Annotated in this window: 13 protein-coding genes; 6 read left to right on the forward strand and 7 right to left on the reverse strand. The window is 59.4% G+C overall.

The features are described 5' to 3' along the window. Positions 1-2 precede the first annotated feature (2 nt). The 3 genes from otnI to NXC24_RS33050 form a co-directional block, all read right to left on the reverse strand. Positions 3-779: a 2-oxo-tetronate isomerase gene (gene otnI / locus NXC24_RS33040; protein WP_104827474.1), complete on the reverse strand. Its 777-nt coding sequence runs from the start codon at positions 777-779 to the stop codon at positions 3-5. A gap of 3 nt (positions 780-782) precedes the next feature. Further along, a complete protein-coding gene (gene ltnD, locus NXC24_RS33045; RefSeq protein ID WP_104827475.1) occupies positions 783-1,712 on the reverse strand; it encodes an L-threonate dehydrogenase in 930 nt (309 codons plus the stop codon). Between the two features lie 64 nt (positions 1,713-1,776). Beyond that, the gene (locus tag NXC24_RS33050) at positions 1,777-3,093 is read right to left on the reverse strand and encodes an MFS transporter (protein WP_104827476.1); all 1,317 of its coding nucleotides are present in this window, start codon (positions 3,091-3,093) and stop codon (positions 1,777-1,779) included. 264 nt (positions 3,094-3,357) lie between these two features. On the opposite strand from NXC24_RS33050, the gene NXC24_RS33055 reads away from it, so the two are divergent. Then, positions 3,358-4,353: a LacI family DNA-binding transcriptional regulator gene (locus tag NXC24_RS33055; RefSeq protein ID WP_104827477.1), complete on the forward strand. Its 996-nt coding sequence runs from the start codon at positions 3,358-3,360 to the stop codon at positions 4,351-4,353. Positions 4,354-4,515: 162 nt separating this feature from the next. Here NXC24_RS33055 and NXC24_RS33060 read toward each other — a convergent pair whose 3' ends face one another. Next, on the reverse strand, positions 4,516-5,313 hold the full coding sequence (locus NXC24_RS33060) for an SDR family oxidoreductase (protein ID WP_104827478.1): 798 nt from the start codon (positions 5,311-5,313) through the stop codon (positions 4,516-4,518). Between the two features lie 190 nt (positions 5,314-5,503). Here NXC24_RS33060 and NXC24_RS33065 point away from each other — a divergent pair, with 190 nt between their 5' ends. Continuing rightward, on the forward strand, positions 5,504-6,502 hold the full coding sequence (locus tag NXC24_RS33065; RefSeq protein ID WP_104827479.1) for a 4-hydroxyproline epimerase: 999 nt from the start codon (positions 5,504-5,506) through the stop codon (positions 6,500-6,502). An 82-nt stretch (positions 6,503-6,584) separates the two neighbouring features. Here the strand turns inward: NXC24_RS33065 and NXC24_RS33070 are convergent, their stop codons facing one another. Further along, positions 6,585-7,502 (reverse strand): DMT family transporter, encoded by a 918-nt coding sequence (locus NXC24_RS33070; protein WP_104827480.1) that lies wholly within the window; start codon positions 7,500-7,502, stop codon positions 6,585-6,587. A gap of 383 nt (positions 7,503-7,885) precedes the next feature. Between NXC24_RS33070 and NXC24_RS33075 the strand changes: the two genes are divergently transcribed. From NXC24_RS33075 to NXC24_RS33090, 4 genes are all read left to right on the forward strand, one after another. Further along, positions 7,886-9,640 (forward strand): alkaline phosphatase, encoded by a 1,755-nt coding sequence (locus NXC24_RS33075; RefSeq protein ID WP_104827481.1) that lies wholly within the window; start codon positions 7,886-7,888, stop codon positions 9,638-9,640. A 111-nt stretch (positions 9,641-9,751) separates the two neighbouring features. After that, the gene (locus tag NXC24_RS33080) at positions 9,752-10,171 is read left to right on the forward strand and encodes a hypothetical protein (RefSeq protein WP_104827966.1); all 420 of its coding nucleotides are present in this window, start codon (positions 9,752-9,754) and stop codon (positions 10,169-10,171) included. 5 nt (positions 10,172-10,176) lie between these two features. After that, positions 10,177-10,866 carry an ATP-binding cassette domain-containing protein gene (locus tag NXC24_RS33085; protein ID WP_104827965.1) on the forward strand — a complete coding sequence of 230 codons (690 nt, stop codon included), beginning with the start codon at positions 10,177-10,179 and terminating at the stop codon, positions 10,864-10,866. Next, positions 10,863-12,101, forward strand: coding sequence for an ABC transporter permease (locus tag NXC24_RS33090; RefSeq protein ID WP_104827482.1), 1,239 nt, complete (start codon positions 10,863-10,865; stop codon positions 12,099-12,101). Before NXC24_RS33085 ends, NXC24_RS33090 begins: the two co-directional genes overlap by 4 nt. Before the next feature lie 78 nt (positions 12,102-12,179). On the opposite strand, the gene NXC24_RS33095 is transcribed toward NXC24_RS33090, so the two are convergent. Together NXC24_RS33095 and NXC24_RS33100 are read right to left on the reverse strand one after the other, a co-directional pair. After that, positions 12,180-12,839 carry a DUF3313 domain-containing protein gene (locus NXC24_RS33095; RefSeq protein WP_104827483.1) on the reverse strand — a complete coding sequence of 220 codons (660 nt, stop codon included), beginning with the start codon at positions 12,837-12,839 and terminating at the stop codon, positions 12,180-12,182. Between the two features lie 390 nt (positions 12,840-13,229). After that, entirely contained in the window at positions 13,230-15,791 is a 2,562-nt protein-coding gene (locus NXC24_RS33100; RefSeq protein WP_104827484.1) for an FAD-dependent oxidoreductase, read from the reverse strand. Positions 15,792-16,114 lie beyond the last annotated feature (323 nt).

Genomic DNA, 16,114 nt, shown 5'->3' on the forward strand with positions numbered 1-16,114 from the left:
GCTCATCCCCGCTTATAAGGTTCAAACCAGCCCAAACCGTCCGTCGTTCGACCGCGGGGATGATACTCGCAGCCGACATAGCCCGTGTAGCCGAGCCGATCGAGCTCGGAAAACAGGAATGGATAGTTAAGCTCTTCGCCGTCCGGCTCCTGACGCGACGGCACACTGGCGATCTGCACGTGCCCGCTGATTGGCATCAGCTTGCGCAGGCGTGTCGTCACGTCGCCATGAATGATCTGGCAATGGTAGATGTCAAACTGCAGCTTCACATTGGTGAGGCCGAATTCATCGATCATCTGCGCAGCCGCATGGAAATCATTGAGGAAATAGCCGGGCATATTGCGCCCATTGATGGGTTCCAGCAGAAGATCGATGCCTTTTTCGGCCAGTCGATGAGCGGCATGCTCCACCGCACGACGATAGCTGGCCTGCGCTTGTGGATCGCTGCGGTCGGCGAGGCCGGCCATCAGGTGAATCTTCTTGACGCCAGTGGCTTCGGCATAGACGAGCGCGCGGATCACGCCCTCGTCCACATCGCCGAAGCGGTCCGGCAGCGATGCCAGCCCTCGCGCGCCGGCGGCCCAATCACCCGGAGGCATGTTGAAAAGTGCCTGGGTTAAGCCGTTGCGGACAAGCCGTTCCTGGATGTCCTCGGGCTTGAAGTCATAGGGAAACAGGTATTCGACAGCCGAAAACCCGGCCTCGGCGGCAGCGTCGAAACGGTCAAGGAACGACCATTCGTTGAACATCATCGTCAGATTGGCGGCGAAGGTTGGCATGGCTCACCTCGTCTTTTCCGGAAGCGAGGCGCCGGACAGTTGCGCATAAAGGCGTGCGAGCGACGAATCGTCGTCGCGTCCCATGCCGGCGCCGGAAGCCGCAAGGTACATTTGCAACGCCGCGGCACTGAGCGGCACCGGATAGCGTTCGGACCGCGCCATGTCCTGGATGATGCCGAGATCCTTCACGAAAATATCGATGGCGCTGAGGGGCGTGTAGTCGCCGGCGAGCACATGGGGGATGCGGTTTTCGAACATCCACGAATTGCCGGCGGATGCGGTAATCACTTCGTAGACCTTGTCGAGGTCTAGCCCCAGTTTCGCGGCGAGCGAGATCGCCTCACAGGCGGCGGCGATGTGAACGCCGGCGAGCAACTGGTTGATCATCTTGAAGGCAGCGCCAGCGCCAGCGGTTTCACCGAGCTCATAGACCTTAGCGGCCATGGCATCGAGCGCGCGGCGCGCGGCGCTGAAGGCAGCCTTTGTCCCCGAGGCCATAACCGTCAGCTCGCCGCTGGCGGCGCGCGCCGCTCCACCCGAAATGGGGGCGTCGAGATAGTGAACGGCCCTTGCCTCGAGCTGCGCGGCAAGCTTGCCGGCCACGGCAGGATCCATGGTTGCGGACGAGATAAATACGGAACCGGGACGCATGACACCGGCAATGCCGCCCGCACCGAACAGGACGCTTTCCGTCTGCGCCGCGTTGACGACCACCGAAACAACGATGTCGGCCTCTTTCGCGGCTTCCGCGATGCTGGAAGCGGAGCGGCCTCCTGCCTGCACGAAGCGGGAAACAGCATCCGCGGAAATATCGATGCCGATCACATCGAAGCCGGCCTTCCTGAGCGAGAGAGCCATGCCCATGCCCATGGCGCCAAGACCAATGACGGCCGCCACCTGGGGCGTTTCCGCGTTTTCCTGAAGGGTTGTCATATGATGATCCTTAAATGATACAGCGGTTGGCCTCCCCGGCGCCTGATGTCGGGGAGGCACTCATTCAGCGGTTTACCGTCTTTGCCGGCACGGAAAGTGTTGCGATGCAACCGACGATCAATGCCGCCGCCAGAAAATACATACCAATGGAGTTACTGCCTGTGGCGTCCTTGAGATAACCGATTATGAACGGTCCCAGGAAGCCCGCAAGATTGCCGACCGAATTGATCCACGCGATGCCGGCTGCGGCACCCGTGCCGGCCAGAAAGGCAGTCGGCAGGGACCAGAATAGCGGTGCGCAGGTGATCGCGCCGGCAGCAGCCAGCGAGAGCGCCGCGATGGCGACCCCGGTACTCGATGCGGCGGTTGCGGCGATGAAGCCGATGCTGGCGATCATGGCAGGGACGACGAGATGCCAACGGCGTTCGCGGAAGTGATCGGACGAGCGTCCGAGAACAAGCATAGTGATGAATGTGCAGATGTAGGGGATTGCCGAGACCAGGCCGACGTTGAAATTGCCGACAACCCCGGAAGCCTTGACGAGCGTCGGCATCCAAAAGTTCAGGCCGTATTGACCGAGCACGAAGCAGAAATAGATGAGGCTCATCAGCCATACCCGACCGTCGCGCAAGGTCGCACCGAGGCTGCTGGGACTCGCTGTCTTGATCCGGTTCTCAGCCTCCATGTTGGCGAACAGAACATCTTTCTCCTTTTGATCCAGCCATTTCGCATCTTCAATACGGTTGTCGAGATAGCAAAGGACGACAAAGCCGAGCAGCACAGCGGGGATGGCCTCAATCATGAACATCCATTGCCATCCGGACATGCCGTTGAAGGTGTGAAGGCTGTCCATGATCCAGCCCGAAAGCGGGTTTCCGAAAATGGCGGAAACTGGGATGGCAGACATGAACGTCGCAATGATCTTGGCGCGCCGATGGGACGGATACCAGGATGCCAGATAAAGAATGATCCCCGGAAAAAAGCCGGCTTCCGCAAGACCAAGCAGGAAACGCAGAATGTAGAACATTCTTTCCGAGGACGTGAATGCGAAGGCGGCGGAAATGATACCCCAGGTGATCATGACGCGGGCGATCCATATCCGCGCGCCGACCCTGTTCATCAGCAGATTGCTGGGCACTTCGAAAAGGAAGTAGCCAATGAAGAAAATGCCGGCACCGGCACCATAGGCCGCTTCCGAAAGACCCAGCTCGCTGGACATCTGCAATTTGGCGAAGCCGACATTGACGCGGTCGAGATAAGCGACCACGTAGCAGAACATCAGCAAGGGCATAATTCTCCAGAAAACTTTCTTGTAAGCGATATTTTCCACCGCTTCGGACGCGCCCGCACGGGCGGCCGATGCCTGATCCAGCACCGTCATTGCTCTCCTCCTCCGATAAAATACGGGTAGTCCCGCCTCCCGCGCCCCAAATTGGCAGCGCTGCCATTTCCTATAAACAATTTTGGCAGCGCTGCCAAGCAGTTTTTGGCAGCGCTGCCATTGAACAAAGGAGTGCTTTTCTAATATGCTTGCAAAGGCCGCTTTTCAGAGTGCGACGCGCTTTCCAAAGTCTTGATGGACAAGCCGAAACCCGCGAGGCACTCGAAGGAACATTTCGCGAGAATCTCGAGCTGGGGGAAGGAAATGGATCTGAAAAACACGCCGATCACACTGGCCGAGGTTGCTGACGCGGCCGGCGTCGGCGAAAGCACGGTCTCGCGTGTGCTGCGCAATCATGGGTCCTTTTCCGAGAAAACGCGCGCCCGCGTCATGGCGGCGGTCGACAAACTTGGCTACGTCCCCAACAAGATCGCTGGAGCCTTGGCATCGACCGGCACACCCCTGGTGGCGATCATCGTGCCCTCTCTCTCGAATATCGTCTTCGCCGACGTCTTGAGCGGCGTTACCCGGGCGCTTGAGACGCGGCAGAAGCAGGCCGTGTTCGCCGTTACCGAATATGATCCGCTACGGGAAGAGGCGCTTGTCGCGGCCGTTCTGGCGTGGCGACCGGAAGCGGTCATGCTTGTCGGCCTGGAGCATACCGAGGGAACGCGAAAGCTGCTTCGCGCCGCGGGCTGCCGTGTTCTGGAGCTGCTGGATATCGATGGAGAACCGCTAGATATCGCTGTCGGATTCTCGCATCGATCGGCCGGCAAGGCGACTGCCACCCATCTCATTGAAAAAGGCTATACACGCATCGCTTATGTCGGACACGACATGGAACGCGACACCCGCAGCGCAAAACGCTTCGCAGGGTTTGTCGATCAACTCAGCCAGGCAGGGCTCGCGCTGAGAGATCGGGAAATCCGCAATGCTCCTTCCTCGGTCAGCCTGGGAAAAGCGGGATTGGCGAGTGTTTTAAGCCGATCCCCAGACGTTGAGGCCGTATATTTCTCCAATGACGACATGGCGCTTGGGGGCTACTTCCATTGCCTGTCCGCGGGAATCTCCGTGCCCGACCGGCTCGCGATCATCGGCTTCAACGCTCTCGATATCTGCCGCCACACCCCGCAGCCCATCGCCAGCATTCTCACGCGGCGTGTGGATATAGGAAGGCGGGCCGCGGAACTCCTTCTGGAGGATGCTCCTCCCCAAACGGTCGATGTCGGATTCGATCTCGTGCCGGGCGGGACGGCCTGACAAAACTTCGCGGTACGGCGGGCACAGCCCGAGGCGGTGGTCGCGTCGTGTCGACGCGCGCTCCCGAGAGTCTCAGGGCGAGCGCCGCATCCGAACCCGCCCTCGTTTCAGCAATGCGTGCCTGGACCCGAATGAAACCATCTGAGGCTCCCGACATACAACCTATTGCGGCTGCGCGGCCGCGCTGCTGTAGACGGAGTAAACTAGCCAGCCACAGTCTACCGGTAACACCACGCCGGTGATCGCGGCTGCAGCGGGTGAACACAGGAAATAAATTACTTCGCCTATTTCGCTTGGCTCCACGAATCTCCGAAGCGCAGACTTGGACACGACCTTTGACGGATCGCGCTCTCCTTTCTCGATGCGATCCTGCATCGCCGGCGTCAAAGTATAACCGGGCGCTACGGCATTCACCCGAACCCCTTGAGGTCCCAATTCGGCAGCCATCACTTCCGTCAATGTCCTTAGCGCAGCCTTGCTCATCGCATATGCAGGTTGCGGATGAGCCTGAAAGGTTGTCAGCGAACACATGTTGATAATCACGCCGCGTCCAGCCTCAGCCATTCTCTTTCCGAAGGCTCTGCCGGTCAAAACGCTTCCGCGAAGGTTGACGCCGATTATCTTGTCAAAATCTTCGACGCGCATGGACGTCAATCGGGTCGCATTTTGCAAGATGCCACCTGAGTTGGTGAGTGCCTCCACAGCACCGTCTTGGGAAAATACCGATTCTGAAAAATTTTCGACGGCCATTTCATCCGTAACATCGAGATAGACGAACCGAGAATCGCAGTTTTGCAACGTTAATTCGTCCGCGATTTTCCTGCCGCGATCAGCATTGATGTCAGCGATAATTGTTCTCCAGCCGGCCGCGGCAAATTTCCGAACCGTCGCCTCTCCAATCCCGCTTGCTCCGCCCGTTACCACCGCGAGTGGTGCTCTGGCGCCGGTTTTCTCATTCATGCGTGGGCTCCTGAACCACTTATCAAATCTAGAATCCGTCGATCTAATGTCGACAATAACAAAATGTCAATCGACATTTCACGAAGAGGCAGGTCACATTTGAAGCAATATTTATGTCGACATTTGACCGACAATCTGCAAAATATGCTATCAGAGGCGTAACTGAACGCCCTAAACTGAAGTGACCAACATGACCATTTACACGTTCGATTGCATTGAAGGTCACACGGCTGGCATGCCCGTGCGGCTAATAACTTCTGGACAGCCAAATCTTGTAGGCGCGACGCAAAGCGAGAGACGACTGGATTTCATCGCCCGCCACGATTGGATTCGCACTGGCCTGATGTGTGAGCCCAGGGGCCACGAAATGATGTCGGGAGCGATGCTGGTTCCGTCCACCCGAAGCGATTGCGACGCCGGCGTGCTCTACCTGGAGACCTCAGGGTGCCTGCCAATGTGCGGTCACGCGACGATCGGGTTGGTTACTTTCATCATCGAAAAGGGATTGATTGAACCGGCGACACCCGGCCTTGTCCGCCTGGACACGCCTGCCGGAGTCGTTGAGGCCAGATATGAAAAGACGGGTGAGAAAGTCAGCGGGGTTCGTTTCAGCAACGTACCCTCCTTCGTTCTTGCCGAAGGCGTCGAATTGAACCATCCGGATCTCGGCCTCATCGTCTTTGACATCGCCTATGGTGGAAATTTTTATCCCATAGTCGAGAGCCAGCGGAATTTTGGAGATTGTGCGGATTATTCCCCCGAAGAGTTGCGAAGAATGGCGCAGGTCCTTGTCAAGCTACTTCCCAGCGTCATCGATGTCGTCCACCCAGACAATCCGAGCATACGGGGGGCGCATCACACGATGTGGTGCGGCGCGCCTATGAAGGGCGCCGACGCGCGCGCAGTTGTCATCGCGACCCCCAAAATCATTGATCGCTCACCGTGCGGCACCGGCACATCGGCACGCGTGGCGCTCCGGGCAGCACGCGGAGAGCAGCAGATCGGCGATGTTTTCAGCCACGAGAGCTTGATCGGTTCCATATTCAAAGGACGGATCGAGCGTCATGTAACCCTGGACGCCGGCATACCCGCAGTCATTCCAAGCGTTGAAGGCCGTGCCTATATTACGGGGGTCTCAACTCACGTTATCGATGACCAGGAACCATACGCTGCAGGCTATTTGACCTGAATCAGCAGCGCCCAATCATGCGGTCTCATAGTCGAGCGGCATCAAACCGATGGCCTCACGCTAATATGAGCCGGCATAACCTTCAATGGCCGTCGGGCGGGACTGCCTCGGCCGGGACCGTTTCCTTCAGGTTCTTCCGGTGGAAGATGAAGAGACCGGCAAAGACGATGATCGCGGCGCCGATGATGATCTGCATATCGGGAATATCGTTGAAGAAGATGTAGCCCAGCACAATCGCCCAGAGCAGCAGCGTATATTGCAGCGGCGCGAGCAGCGATGCCGGTGCGAGCTTCAACGAGCGCGTGATGAGCAGATGCGCGCAAGAGGCTACGATGCCAAGCAGTAGCATGCCGAGCCAATCGATGGGCGTCGCCGGCCGCCAGTGGCCGATGCTCAAGACGATGCCGGTGGCAAGGGCGGCGATCGTCTGCCAGGTCACGAGTGTCGTGTCGCTGGTCGAGCGCAGATAGCGGCTCATCACCAGCGTCAGTGCAAAGGCTAAGCTGCCCGCGAGACCGAAAAGCGATGGAAGCGACAGCATCGCTGTGGAGGGACGCAGCGCGATGACGACGCCAGCGAAGCCGACCAGAACGGCTAGCCAACGGCGCCAGCCGATCTTTTCCCCGAGAAAGAAATGCGAGAGCGCCGCAACATAGATCGGCCCGGCCATATAGAAGGTCATCACATCTGCGAGCGGCAGATAGGCGACGGCAGCGTAGAACAGGCCGACATCGCCAGTCGCCATGGCCACCCGCATGAACTGGAGGCCTTTCTGCTCGACGCGGAACAAGGCCATCGGCCCTTGTCTCACGATCATCGGTCCGAGCACGACAAAAGCTCCGAACGAGCGGATCACCAGCACCTGACCGACGGCAAAACTCGAGACCAGCCACTTGCCCATCGCATCATTCAACGCAAAGAGCAGATCGCCGAGCAACATCAGCACGACACCGGTCATGATCAGGCTTCCGGTATTGGCCACGGCCGTCTTGGTCTTCATTCCCCGAATCCTCGCAAAAACGGCCGCGCATGCGCGGCCAAATGCGGCTTCGACCTTAACGCTGCCGATGTCAAGTGCTGGCTTAAATACGACGGCTACAAGCGATCGGAGCGATGAATAAACCGGTCAGACAAGCAGACGGACAACTGCTACTACCGACCCGGGAACGTCAGAGACGCGACTACTTCGCTGAAATAGTTGACGATTTCGGGAAAGTATCCTGGAATGGCGGTTTTCCATGCAGATGCTTTAGGCGACACCGATGCGACGAGACTGATATCGCTGCAAGTCCAACCACTTACCTTCTGCCTGTCATTCGTGTGTCACGATCGCCCGCTAATCACGACACTGTAACGTGACTTCACAAACGCGCGAGGATTCCCATGCGTAAAACTCTAATCGCTCTTGCCGCCGCCACCATGCTGGCCGGCGTTTCCCACGCAGCCACCGTCTATCCGCTCGATCGTGCAACGATCCTGGTCGGCTCGCCTTTCGACTTCAAGGTCGAGTTCGACGGCGCCATCAAGAAGGAAGACGTGAAGATCACCATCAACGGCCAGGATGCCAAGTCCGTTCTCGGCGCCGATTTCAATTTCGTGGCCGACGAGAAGGGCAAGGACGACAAGAGCCTCGGCTCTGCCGTTATTCTGCGCTCCGCCAAAATCGGCAAGGCAGGCACCTATAAGGTAGAAGTCAGCGCCGGCGGCCAGACGAAAGCCGTTACCTGGGACGTGTTCGGCACCTCCGCGACCCCGAAGGCCAAGAACGTCATCTTTCTGCTCGGCGACGGCCTCTCCGTTGGCCACCGCACCGCTGCCCGCCTGATGTCCAAAGGCATGACCGAGGGCAAGGCGAACGGCCGCCTCTTCATGGATGACCTCGATCACATGGCGTTCATCGGCACATCGTCCACCAATGCGATCGCCACCGACAGCGCCAACACCATGTCGGCTTACATGACCGGCCACAAGACCGCGATCAATGCGCTTGGCGTCTATGCCGACCGCACGCCGGACTCGCTGGACGACCCGCGTGTCGAAAACATCGCTGAAGCGGTGCGCCGCCTGACCAAGAAATCGATCGGCGTCGTTTCCACTGCCGAAATCGAAGATGCCACACCGGCCGCCGTCATTTCCCATACGCGCAAGCGCGGCGACAAGGCTGAAATTGCCGCCATGTTCCTCAACACCAAGCCGGATGTTATCCTCGGTGGCGGCTCGGCCTATTTCCTGCCGAAGGACGTCCCGGGCTCCAAGCGCAAGGACGACAAGGACCTGGTCAAGACCTTCAAGGACGATGGCTACGCGCTGGCGACCGATAAGTCCGAGCTGACAGCCGCCGCCGGCACCAATACCGGCAAAATCCTGGGCCTCTTCCACACCGGCAACATGGACGTGACGCTGGATCGGGAATTCCTCAAGAAGGGCACGGTCGGCAAATTCCCGAACCAGCCCGGCCTCAAGGACATGGCCAAGGTCGCGCTTGATCAGCTTTCCAAGAATCCGGACGGCTTCTTCCTGATGATCGAGGGCGCCTCGATCGACAAGCAGGCTCACACGATGGACTGGGAGCGCTCGGTCTTCGAAACCATCGAATTCGACCAGGTTGTCGGCATGGCGCGCGAATTCGCCAAGACGCATCCCGATACGCTGATCGTCGTCACCGGCGACCATACGCATGGCGTTTCGGTCATCGGCACGGTCGATGACGAAAAGCCGGGCACGGACATGCGTGAGAAGGTGGGCGTCTACGCCGATGCCGGCTTCCCGAACTATGAGGACAAGGACGGCGACGGTTTCCCTGACAAGGTCGACGTGAGCCGCCGCCTCGCCATCTTCGCCAACAATTATCCGGACTATTACGAAACCTTCCGCCCGAAGATGGACGGTCCGTTTGAGCCGGCAATTCAAAACGAGAAGAAGGAATACGTCGCCAACAGCGCGTATAAGGATGTTCCCGGCGCCGTGCTTCGCGAAGGCAATCTGCCGCGCAATGCCGATACGGCCGTTCATGCCGTCGACGACGTCGTGCTGCAGGCAACAGGTCCGGGTTCGGAAGAGTTCAAGGGCTACATGGAAGAGAGCGACGTCTACCGCGTTCTCGCCGATACCTTTGCGCTCGGTGCAGAGACTATGTAATTTGCCAGAAACCTCCGGGCGGCATTGGCCGCCGGGAGGCCATTTCCGAGGAGGTGCGCGGTGGGCAACATTCTTTACGGTTCCGTTGTCAGTCGCCGCAGCCTGCTTGCGATGATCGGCCTGTCGCCATGGGTCATGACCGCAGGCCCCAGCCACGCCTCGCCCAGCGAACTCTCCATCGGCGATCTCTACGGCAAGGTCAGCGCGCTCGGCCTCGAATTTTCCGACAAGGTTAAGTCCCTGAACGGACAACAGATCCAGATGCGCGGCTTCATGGCGCCGCCGCTGAAGGCAGAAGCGAAATTTTTCGTGCTGACCGAAATCCCGATGTCGATCTGCCCCTTCTGCTCGACCGATGCCGACTGGCCGGACAATATTGTCGTCATCTATCTCTCAGAAGCGCAGACCTTCGTGCAACCCGGCACGCTGATAGCCGTCGCCGGCACGCTCGAAGTCGGCTCCTGGACGGACCCGGAAACCGGATTCTTAAGCCGGCTTAGATTGCGCGAAGCGAACTATTGGATTGCCTGAACAAGATGCTATCGCTCGAACTCGCCGATATCTCCATCACTTTTCCTGGGCTCGCCGCGCCGGTGCTGACGATCGAGCGACTGCAGATTCCGGCCGGCGGTCGCGTGGCCGTCACTGGCGCCTCCGGGTCCGGCAAGAGCACCTTCGTCAACGTTATCACCGGGCTCGAACGGGCACGCCAGGGCCGCATCGACTGGAGCGGCACGAACATAGCCAAGCTCTCCGAAGGCGGCCGGGACCGTTGGCGTGGCGCCAATGTCGGTCTGGTGATGCAGGATTTTCATCTGTTTGCCGGCCTGTCGGCGATCGAAAACATCTTGCTGCCGGCAAGGCTTGCCCGCGCGGCATCCGTCGAGATTGTCGAACGGGCACATGATTTGTTGAAGCGGGCAGGTCTGAAGCAGCCCAAGCAAAGGATCGAGACCATGTCGCGCGGCGAGATGCAGCGCGTTGCCGTTGCCCGGGCGCTGCTGCAAAAACCCGGCGTTATTGTCGCCGACGAGCCTACCGCCAGCCTCGATGTCGACAGCGGCGAAGCCGTCGGCAGCCTGCTGCTGGAACTCGCCGATCAGGAAAAGAGCACACTGATCGTCGTCTCACACGATGAGCGGCTGACCAACCGGCTCCAACGCAAGATCACCTTCAACCTCGGGCGCATCGCCAGCGATACCCGGTCGATGGAAGATGCAGCATGATCCGTTTCATCCTGGCCGATCTCCGCAGATTCTGGCTCGGCTCGGCCGTGCTCGTTCTGATCGTAGCCCTTGCCGTGGCGCTCGGGGTGACGGTCACGCTGCAGGAACGGGCGCTCAGGCTCGGCAGCGCACGGGCCGCCGACAAATTCGATCTGGTGATCGGCGCAGCCGGCAGCGAGAATCAGCTCGTGCTTTCCTCGGTCTTCCTGCAGGCCGCGCCGCTGCCATTAATGGATGGCGGGCTACTGCCAAAGCTTGCCGCCGATCCCCGCGTCGCCTGGGCGGCCCCGATCGGCTTCGGAGATTCGTTCATGGGCAATCCGATCGTCGGCACGACGACGGCGCTGGTGCACAATCTCGCCGGGGAACTGGCGGAGGGAAAAATTTTCGCAAAGGAAGGCGAGGCGGTGATTGGCGCAGGCGTTGCCCTCAAACAGGGCGATGAAATCAAGCCGATGCACGGCTCGGCGCAGGAAGGGGGACATACCCACTCCGAACTCGCCTACCATGTAACCGGCCGCCTGAAACCTACCGGAACGGCCTGGGATCGAGCCATACTGGTCCCGATCCAGGCGGTCTGGCATATCCACGGCATGGGCCATCACGACGATCACGAAGACCCCGCCGAAGCGCATGATGAGCACGAGCATCATGCCATCGATCCGGATGCGCCGTTGAATGAAACGTGGGATGATGAGGTTCCCGGCCTGCCGGCAATTCTGGTGAAGCCGAAGACCATAGCCGATGCCTATAAGCTCAGGCAGCAATACCGCGCCGGTGCAACGCTGGCGGTGTTCCCCGCCGAGGTCCTGACCCGGCTCTATGCGACGCTTGGCGATGCGAAACGGGTGCTGTTTGCGATCGCTGTGGGGTCGCAAGTCCTAGTGGCGGCGGCGCTGCTGCTGGTGACGGTCATGCATGTCGGGCAGAGGCGGCGCCAGATCGGCGCGCTTAGGGCTTTCGGCGCCCCGCGCGGCGCGCTGTTTGCGATCGTCTGGTTGGAGCTGTTCGCGCTGGTGGCCATTGGTGTCGCCATGGGCTTCGGCATCGGCTATGCAGCGGCAGCGGTAATTTCTGAGGTCGTGGCGGGGGATAGCGGCGTCGTCATGCCGGTCGGATTCCTTCGCGAAGATATCGGCTTCGCGGCGGCGCTGCTGACGTTTGCGGCATCGATCGCGTCCGTACCCGCTATCCTCGCTTACCGTCAGCCGCCCGCCGCCGCACTCCGCGGCTGATCGGAACGATCTCGGGGGCACGCTTGCCCTTAAGACGTGTTCCGACCGGGCATTGAACGGCAGATAAGGGATTTGGCTCTATTGAAACTGCGCCAAAAGTGCCTCAGCCCCCTTGTCGATCGCGACTTTCGAGGCCTTGAGGGCGCCGAAGCTCGCGCCCACGTTCATCGCGCCGGGAAACTGCTTGGCGACAAAGGCGGAAAGCAAACGATTGCTCGGGGCGTCGTAAATCTCGACGGCATATGAAACCGAGCCGGTCATCGATCCTTCCTTGTCACGGGCGGCTTGGACCGCGTTGTAGACGTTACCTCCGACATCAAGATGCGAGAACGGTCCAAGGACGGGCGTCGTCTTCTTCGCGCCGGTAAGCGTCAGGTGAATCCGCAGGGTTCCCGGCATCGGCGTATTGACGATGCCGAAGCGGGTTCTGAGCTGTTCGGTGAAGCGGGTCTGCATGTAGTTGGCCAACTCGCCTTTGTCCTGCTCGCTCGTGTCGATGAACTGGTTGTCCTGGGCTCGATAGACTGTCACCGGATCGATAATTGCCTTGTCATACTGCTTCCAATCGGCATTGCCCCGATAGCGGAAGGGAACGCGCCCACTCGGGTCGCTGGGGTTGGGCTGCAAATTCGGCGCTGACGCCAATCCGGAATAAACCAGCGGATCCGCCGTCGTGCAGCCGGCAAGCGCCGACCCAATAAGGATGAATGCGAGCGAAGCTTTGGAAGCAAGTTTCAAGATTATCTCTCTCGTGAAAAAATGGGCAGGCGAAAGATGTCACTTGAACCAGCGATAGCGCCTGATCGCGTTGCTGTGTGTTCAGATATGTTTAGAAATGTTGACGCCGGTCATTGAGCTCCGTCGGATGCTGGCAGGCCGGATATGGCTCCACTACCAGCGGTGGATGCAGTCCATCTTGAAGGGATAGGAGCGGAATTGGGTATCTGCGATTACCTGGGGCAGTTCGCTGGTGTCGCGATCGGGCACCGATGTCACGGTGCAGCACCGCCCGAGCCGGACAATCGGGGCGAGCCCGGCCCGGCACAAAGGCATTCTTTGCCCGGCGCCGCCGAAATGTGGGAGCGCCAGGCAATTGCTTCAATGACCTCTTAGATCAAGCACTTCGACTTAGCTTTTTGGCTTGAGGCTTTCAGGGTCGTAGATCGGCTTGTAACCGATGCCAACCACCTCCACCGGATAGGTCTCGGCAAAATATTCGATATTAAGCTTGCGACCTTCCTGGCAATGGCTCCATGGCAGGTAGGCGAGCGCGATATTCTTGCCGATGGTCGGGCCAAAGGCGATCGAGGTCGTGTAGGAGCGGCGGCCGAGTTCGTCCACCAGCACCTCGCCGGTTTCCGGATCCATGACCGGGAGGTTGCCGAGCGGATAGCGGGCAACACCCTTGCTGTCGACATTGTCGGTCATGACGAGGGTGCAGAGCATGGCCGGCTGATGGTCGCGTGCCTTGTACTCCAGATGTTTCGCCTTGCCGCGGAAGTCAGCTTCCTTAACCTTCGGGCGCGCGAGGTCGCATTCGAGCAGGTTGTACTGGGTCAGCAGGTCTGCGTTCTGCAGGCGCAGGCTTTTCTCCATGCGGCGCGAGTTGGCATATGTTTCGACGCCGAAGGCCATGACGCCCGTTGCCCGCAGCGCATCCCAGACCGCAAGGCCGTCCTCGTACGCCATGTGCAGTTCCCAGCCCTGCTCGCCGACATAAGAGATACGGAAGGCAGTGACCGACTTGCCGGCGATCACGATCGGCTTGATCGCTGCAAAGGCGAAGTTTTCGGGATCGAGTCCTGCCGGATCGGCAACGACCTTCTTCAGTGTGGCGCGGGCGTTCGGACCCCAGAGACCGATGGTGACGAATTTCTCGGAAACGTCGGTGACGGTGACGTTGAAGCCCTTATCCTCGGCAATGCGCTTTATGTAGTGGAAATCGCGCGGGCCGGCGTCCGCTCCGTCGATCACTCTGCAGCGATCGGCCATGCGAATGACCGTCAAGTCGGCGCGCACCATGCCCTCGTCGTCGAGGAAGTGGGTATAGATGCCCTTGCCGATATTGGCATCGCCGCCGATCTTTGCGGCACAGACCCATTCCATGAGTTCGACATGGTCAGGCCCCTCGACATCGAACATGTAGAAGTGGCTGAGGTTGACGATGCCGCAATCCTCGCTCATCGCCAGATGTTCCGCATTGGAGACGCGCCAGAAGTGGCGATTGTCCCATTCGTTTTCGCGAACCGGAACGCGGTCGCCGTATTTCTCCAGCAGGTGTTCGTTGGCGGCATAGCCGTGAGCACGCTCCCAGCCACCCAGCTCCATGAAATAGCCGCCGAGCTGCTTTTCGCGCTCGTAGAAAGGCGAGCGCTTGACGTTGCGGCCCGAAGCATAGGGTTCGCGCGTATGGACCGCTGGGAAATAGATCTTCTGCGCGGCCTCGTAGCAGCGGCCTTCGATAAATTTCTCTTCGAGCTGGTGCGGGTAGAAGCGCGAATAGTCGATGCTGGCGTGGTCGATCTCGGTGCGACCATCGGTCATCCAGTCGGCAATCAACTTGCCATATCCGGGACCGTCTTTGACCCAGATGGCAACGCAGTACCAGAGGCCGCGCACCTTCTGGCTCTCGCCACACGACGGGCCGCCGGCGGCGGACACCTGCAGGAGACCGTTGAAGGAGTGGCCTTCATTATAGCCGAGCTCGCCGAGGATCGGTGTCAGTTCCATCGCGCGCTCGAGCGGCTCGAGAATCTGTTCCATGTCCAGGTCGCGCTGCGAGGGCGATAGGCGTGCCTCGTGCTTTTCGAGCAATTCGCGCGGATGGCACATGCGCGGATTGTCCTTCTCGTAGTAGCCCCACTCGATCTGACCGCCCTCGGTGGTCTTCGGGTCGCCGGTGTCGCGCATATAGGCGGAGTTGCCCTGGTCGCGCAGCAGCGGATAGCCGATTTCCTTGCCCGTGCCTTCAAATTCATTGTAGGGGCCGAAGAACGTCAGCGGGTGGTCGACGGGCATGACCGGCAGATCTTCGCCAACCATTTCGGCGATCAGGCGACCCCATAGGCCAGCGCAGACAACGACATGGTCAGCCATGATAGTGCCGCGATGGGTTACGACGCCCTTGATGCGGCCACCTTCGACAATCAGTGACTTGGCCGGCGTATTGCCGAACACCTGAAGCTTACCGGATTTCTCCGCGGCATCAACCAACTTGCCGGCTACGGTTTGCGAGCGTGGAACGACGAGGCCCGCATCCGGATCGAACATGCCGCCCATGACCTGATCTTCCTCGATCAGCGGGAACATCTTCTTAATCTCGAAGGGAGTCACGAGATGGGCGCGCGTGCCAAAAGACTTGGCCGACGTCACCTTGCGCTTAATTTCTTCCATCCAAACGTCATCGCCGGTGCGAGCGACTTCGAGACCGCCGATGCGAGCATAGTGGCCGAGCTTTTCGAAGAAATCGATGGAGTACTGGGTTGTCCAGACCGAGAGATAGTCATGGCTGGTGGTGTAGCAAAAATCCGAGGCATGCGCCGTGGATCCGATGTCAGTAGGAATGCCCGACTTATCGATGCCGACGATGTTGTCCCAACCGCGTTCGATCAGATGATGCGCGATCGACGCACCAACGATACCTCCGAGACCAACGATGACTACCCTCGCTTTTTCGGGAAACGCTGACATTTTCACCCCTCTTCGTTTCTAACGACATTGAAATTGACTGTATCAGGCCGGGTCTAGCAATGTTTTCGATGTGCCGTGCGACAGACTCCGACAGTAGATGTTCAAAGCGGGCCATCCGAAGCTTGCGGGTCATCCCGGTCGCGCCTGGCAGACATCCGCTGAAATGATCGCTTCTGACGGGACTGCAGCAAGGCTCGCCAGGTGCTAGGTATCCCTCTCACCGCAGGGATGCCATCGATTTTCCGTGCATCCGGACCTTCGGCATGAGATTTCCCGTCGATTTTTATATGTTCCTCACCGTCGCCTAGCCGGGACAGAGGAAA

This window comes from Rhizobium sp. NXC24 (assembly GCF_002944315.1).
GTDB lineage: Bacteria > Pseudomonadota > Alphaproteobacteria > Rhizobiales > Rhizobiaceae > Rhizobium.

What these genes read in the sequence shown, in the direction of transcription:
- NXC24_RS33075 (WP_104827481.1), top strand. Translation starts at nt 7,886, where the DNA reads ATGCGTAAAACTCTAATCGCTCTTGCCGCCGCCACCATGCTGGCCGGC.
- NXC24_RS33050 (WP_104827476.1), bottom strand. Translation starts at nt 3,093, where the DNA reads ATGACGGTGCTGGATCAGGCATCGGCCGCCCGTGCGGGCGCGTCCGAA.
- NXC24_RS33085 (WP_104827965.1), top strand. Translation starts at nt 10,177, where the DNA reads ATGCTATCGCTCGAACTCGCCGATATCTCCATCACTTTTCCTGGGCTC.
- NXC24_RS33055 (WP_104827477.1), top strand. Translation starts at nt 3,358, where the DNA reads ATGGATCTGAAAAACACGCCGATCACACTGGCCGAGGTTGCTGACGCG.
- otnI (WP_104827474.1), bottom strand. Translation starts at nt 779, where the DNA reads ATGCCAACCTTCGCCGCCAATCTGACGATGATGTTCAACGAATGGTCG.
- ltnD (WP_104827475.1), bottom strand. Translation starts at nt 1,712, where the DNA reads ATGACAACCCTTCAGGAAAACGCGGAAACGCCCCAGGTGGCGGCCGTC.
- NXC24_RS33080 (WP_104827966.1), top strand. Translation starts at nt 9,752, where the DNA reads ATGATCGGCCTGTCGCCATGGGTCATGACCGCAGGCCCCAGCCACGCC.
- NXC24_RS33090 (WP_104827482.1), top strand. Translation starts at nt 10,863, where the DNA reads ATGATCCGTTTCATCCTGGCCGATCTCCGCAGATTCTGGCTCGGCTCG.
- NXC24_RS33070 (WP_104827480.1), bottom strand. Translation starts at nt 7,502, where the DNA reads ATGAAGACCAAGACGGCCGTGGCCAATACCGGAAGCCTGATCATGACC.
- NXC24_RS33065 (WP_104827479.1), top strand. Translation starts at nt 5,504, where the DNA reads ATGACCATTTACACGTTCGATTGCATTGAAGGTCACACGGCTGGCATG.
- NXC24_RS33100 (WP_104827484.1), bottom strand. Translation starts at nt 15,791, where the DNA reads ATGTCAGCGTTTCCCGAAAAAGCGAGGGTAGTCATCGTTGGTCTCGGA.
- NXC24_RS33060 (WP_104827478.1), bottom strand. Translation starts at nt 5,313, where the DNA reads ATGAATGAGAAAACCGGCGCCAGAGCACCACTCGCGGTGGTAACGGGC.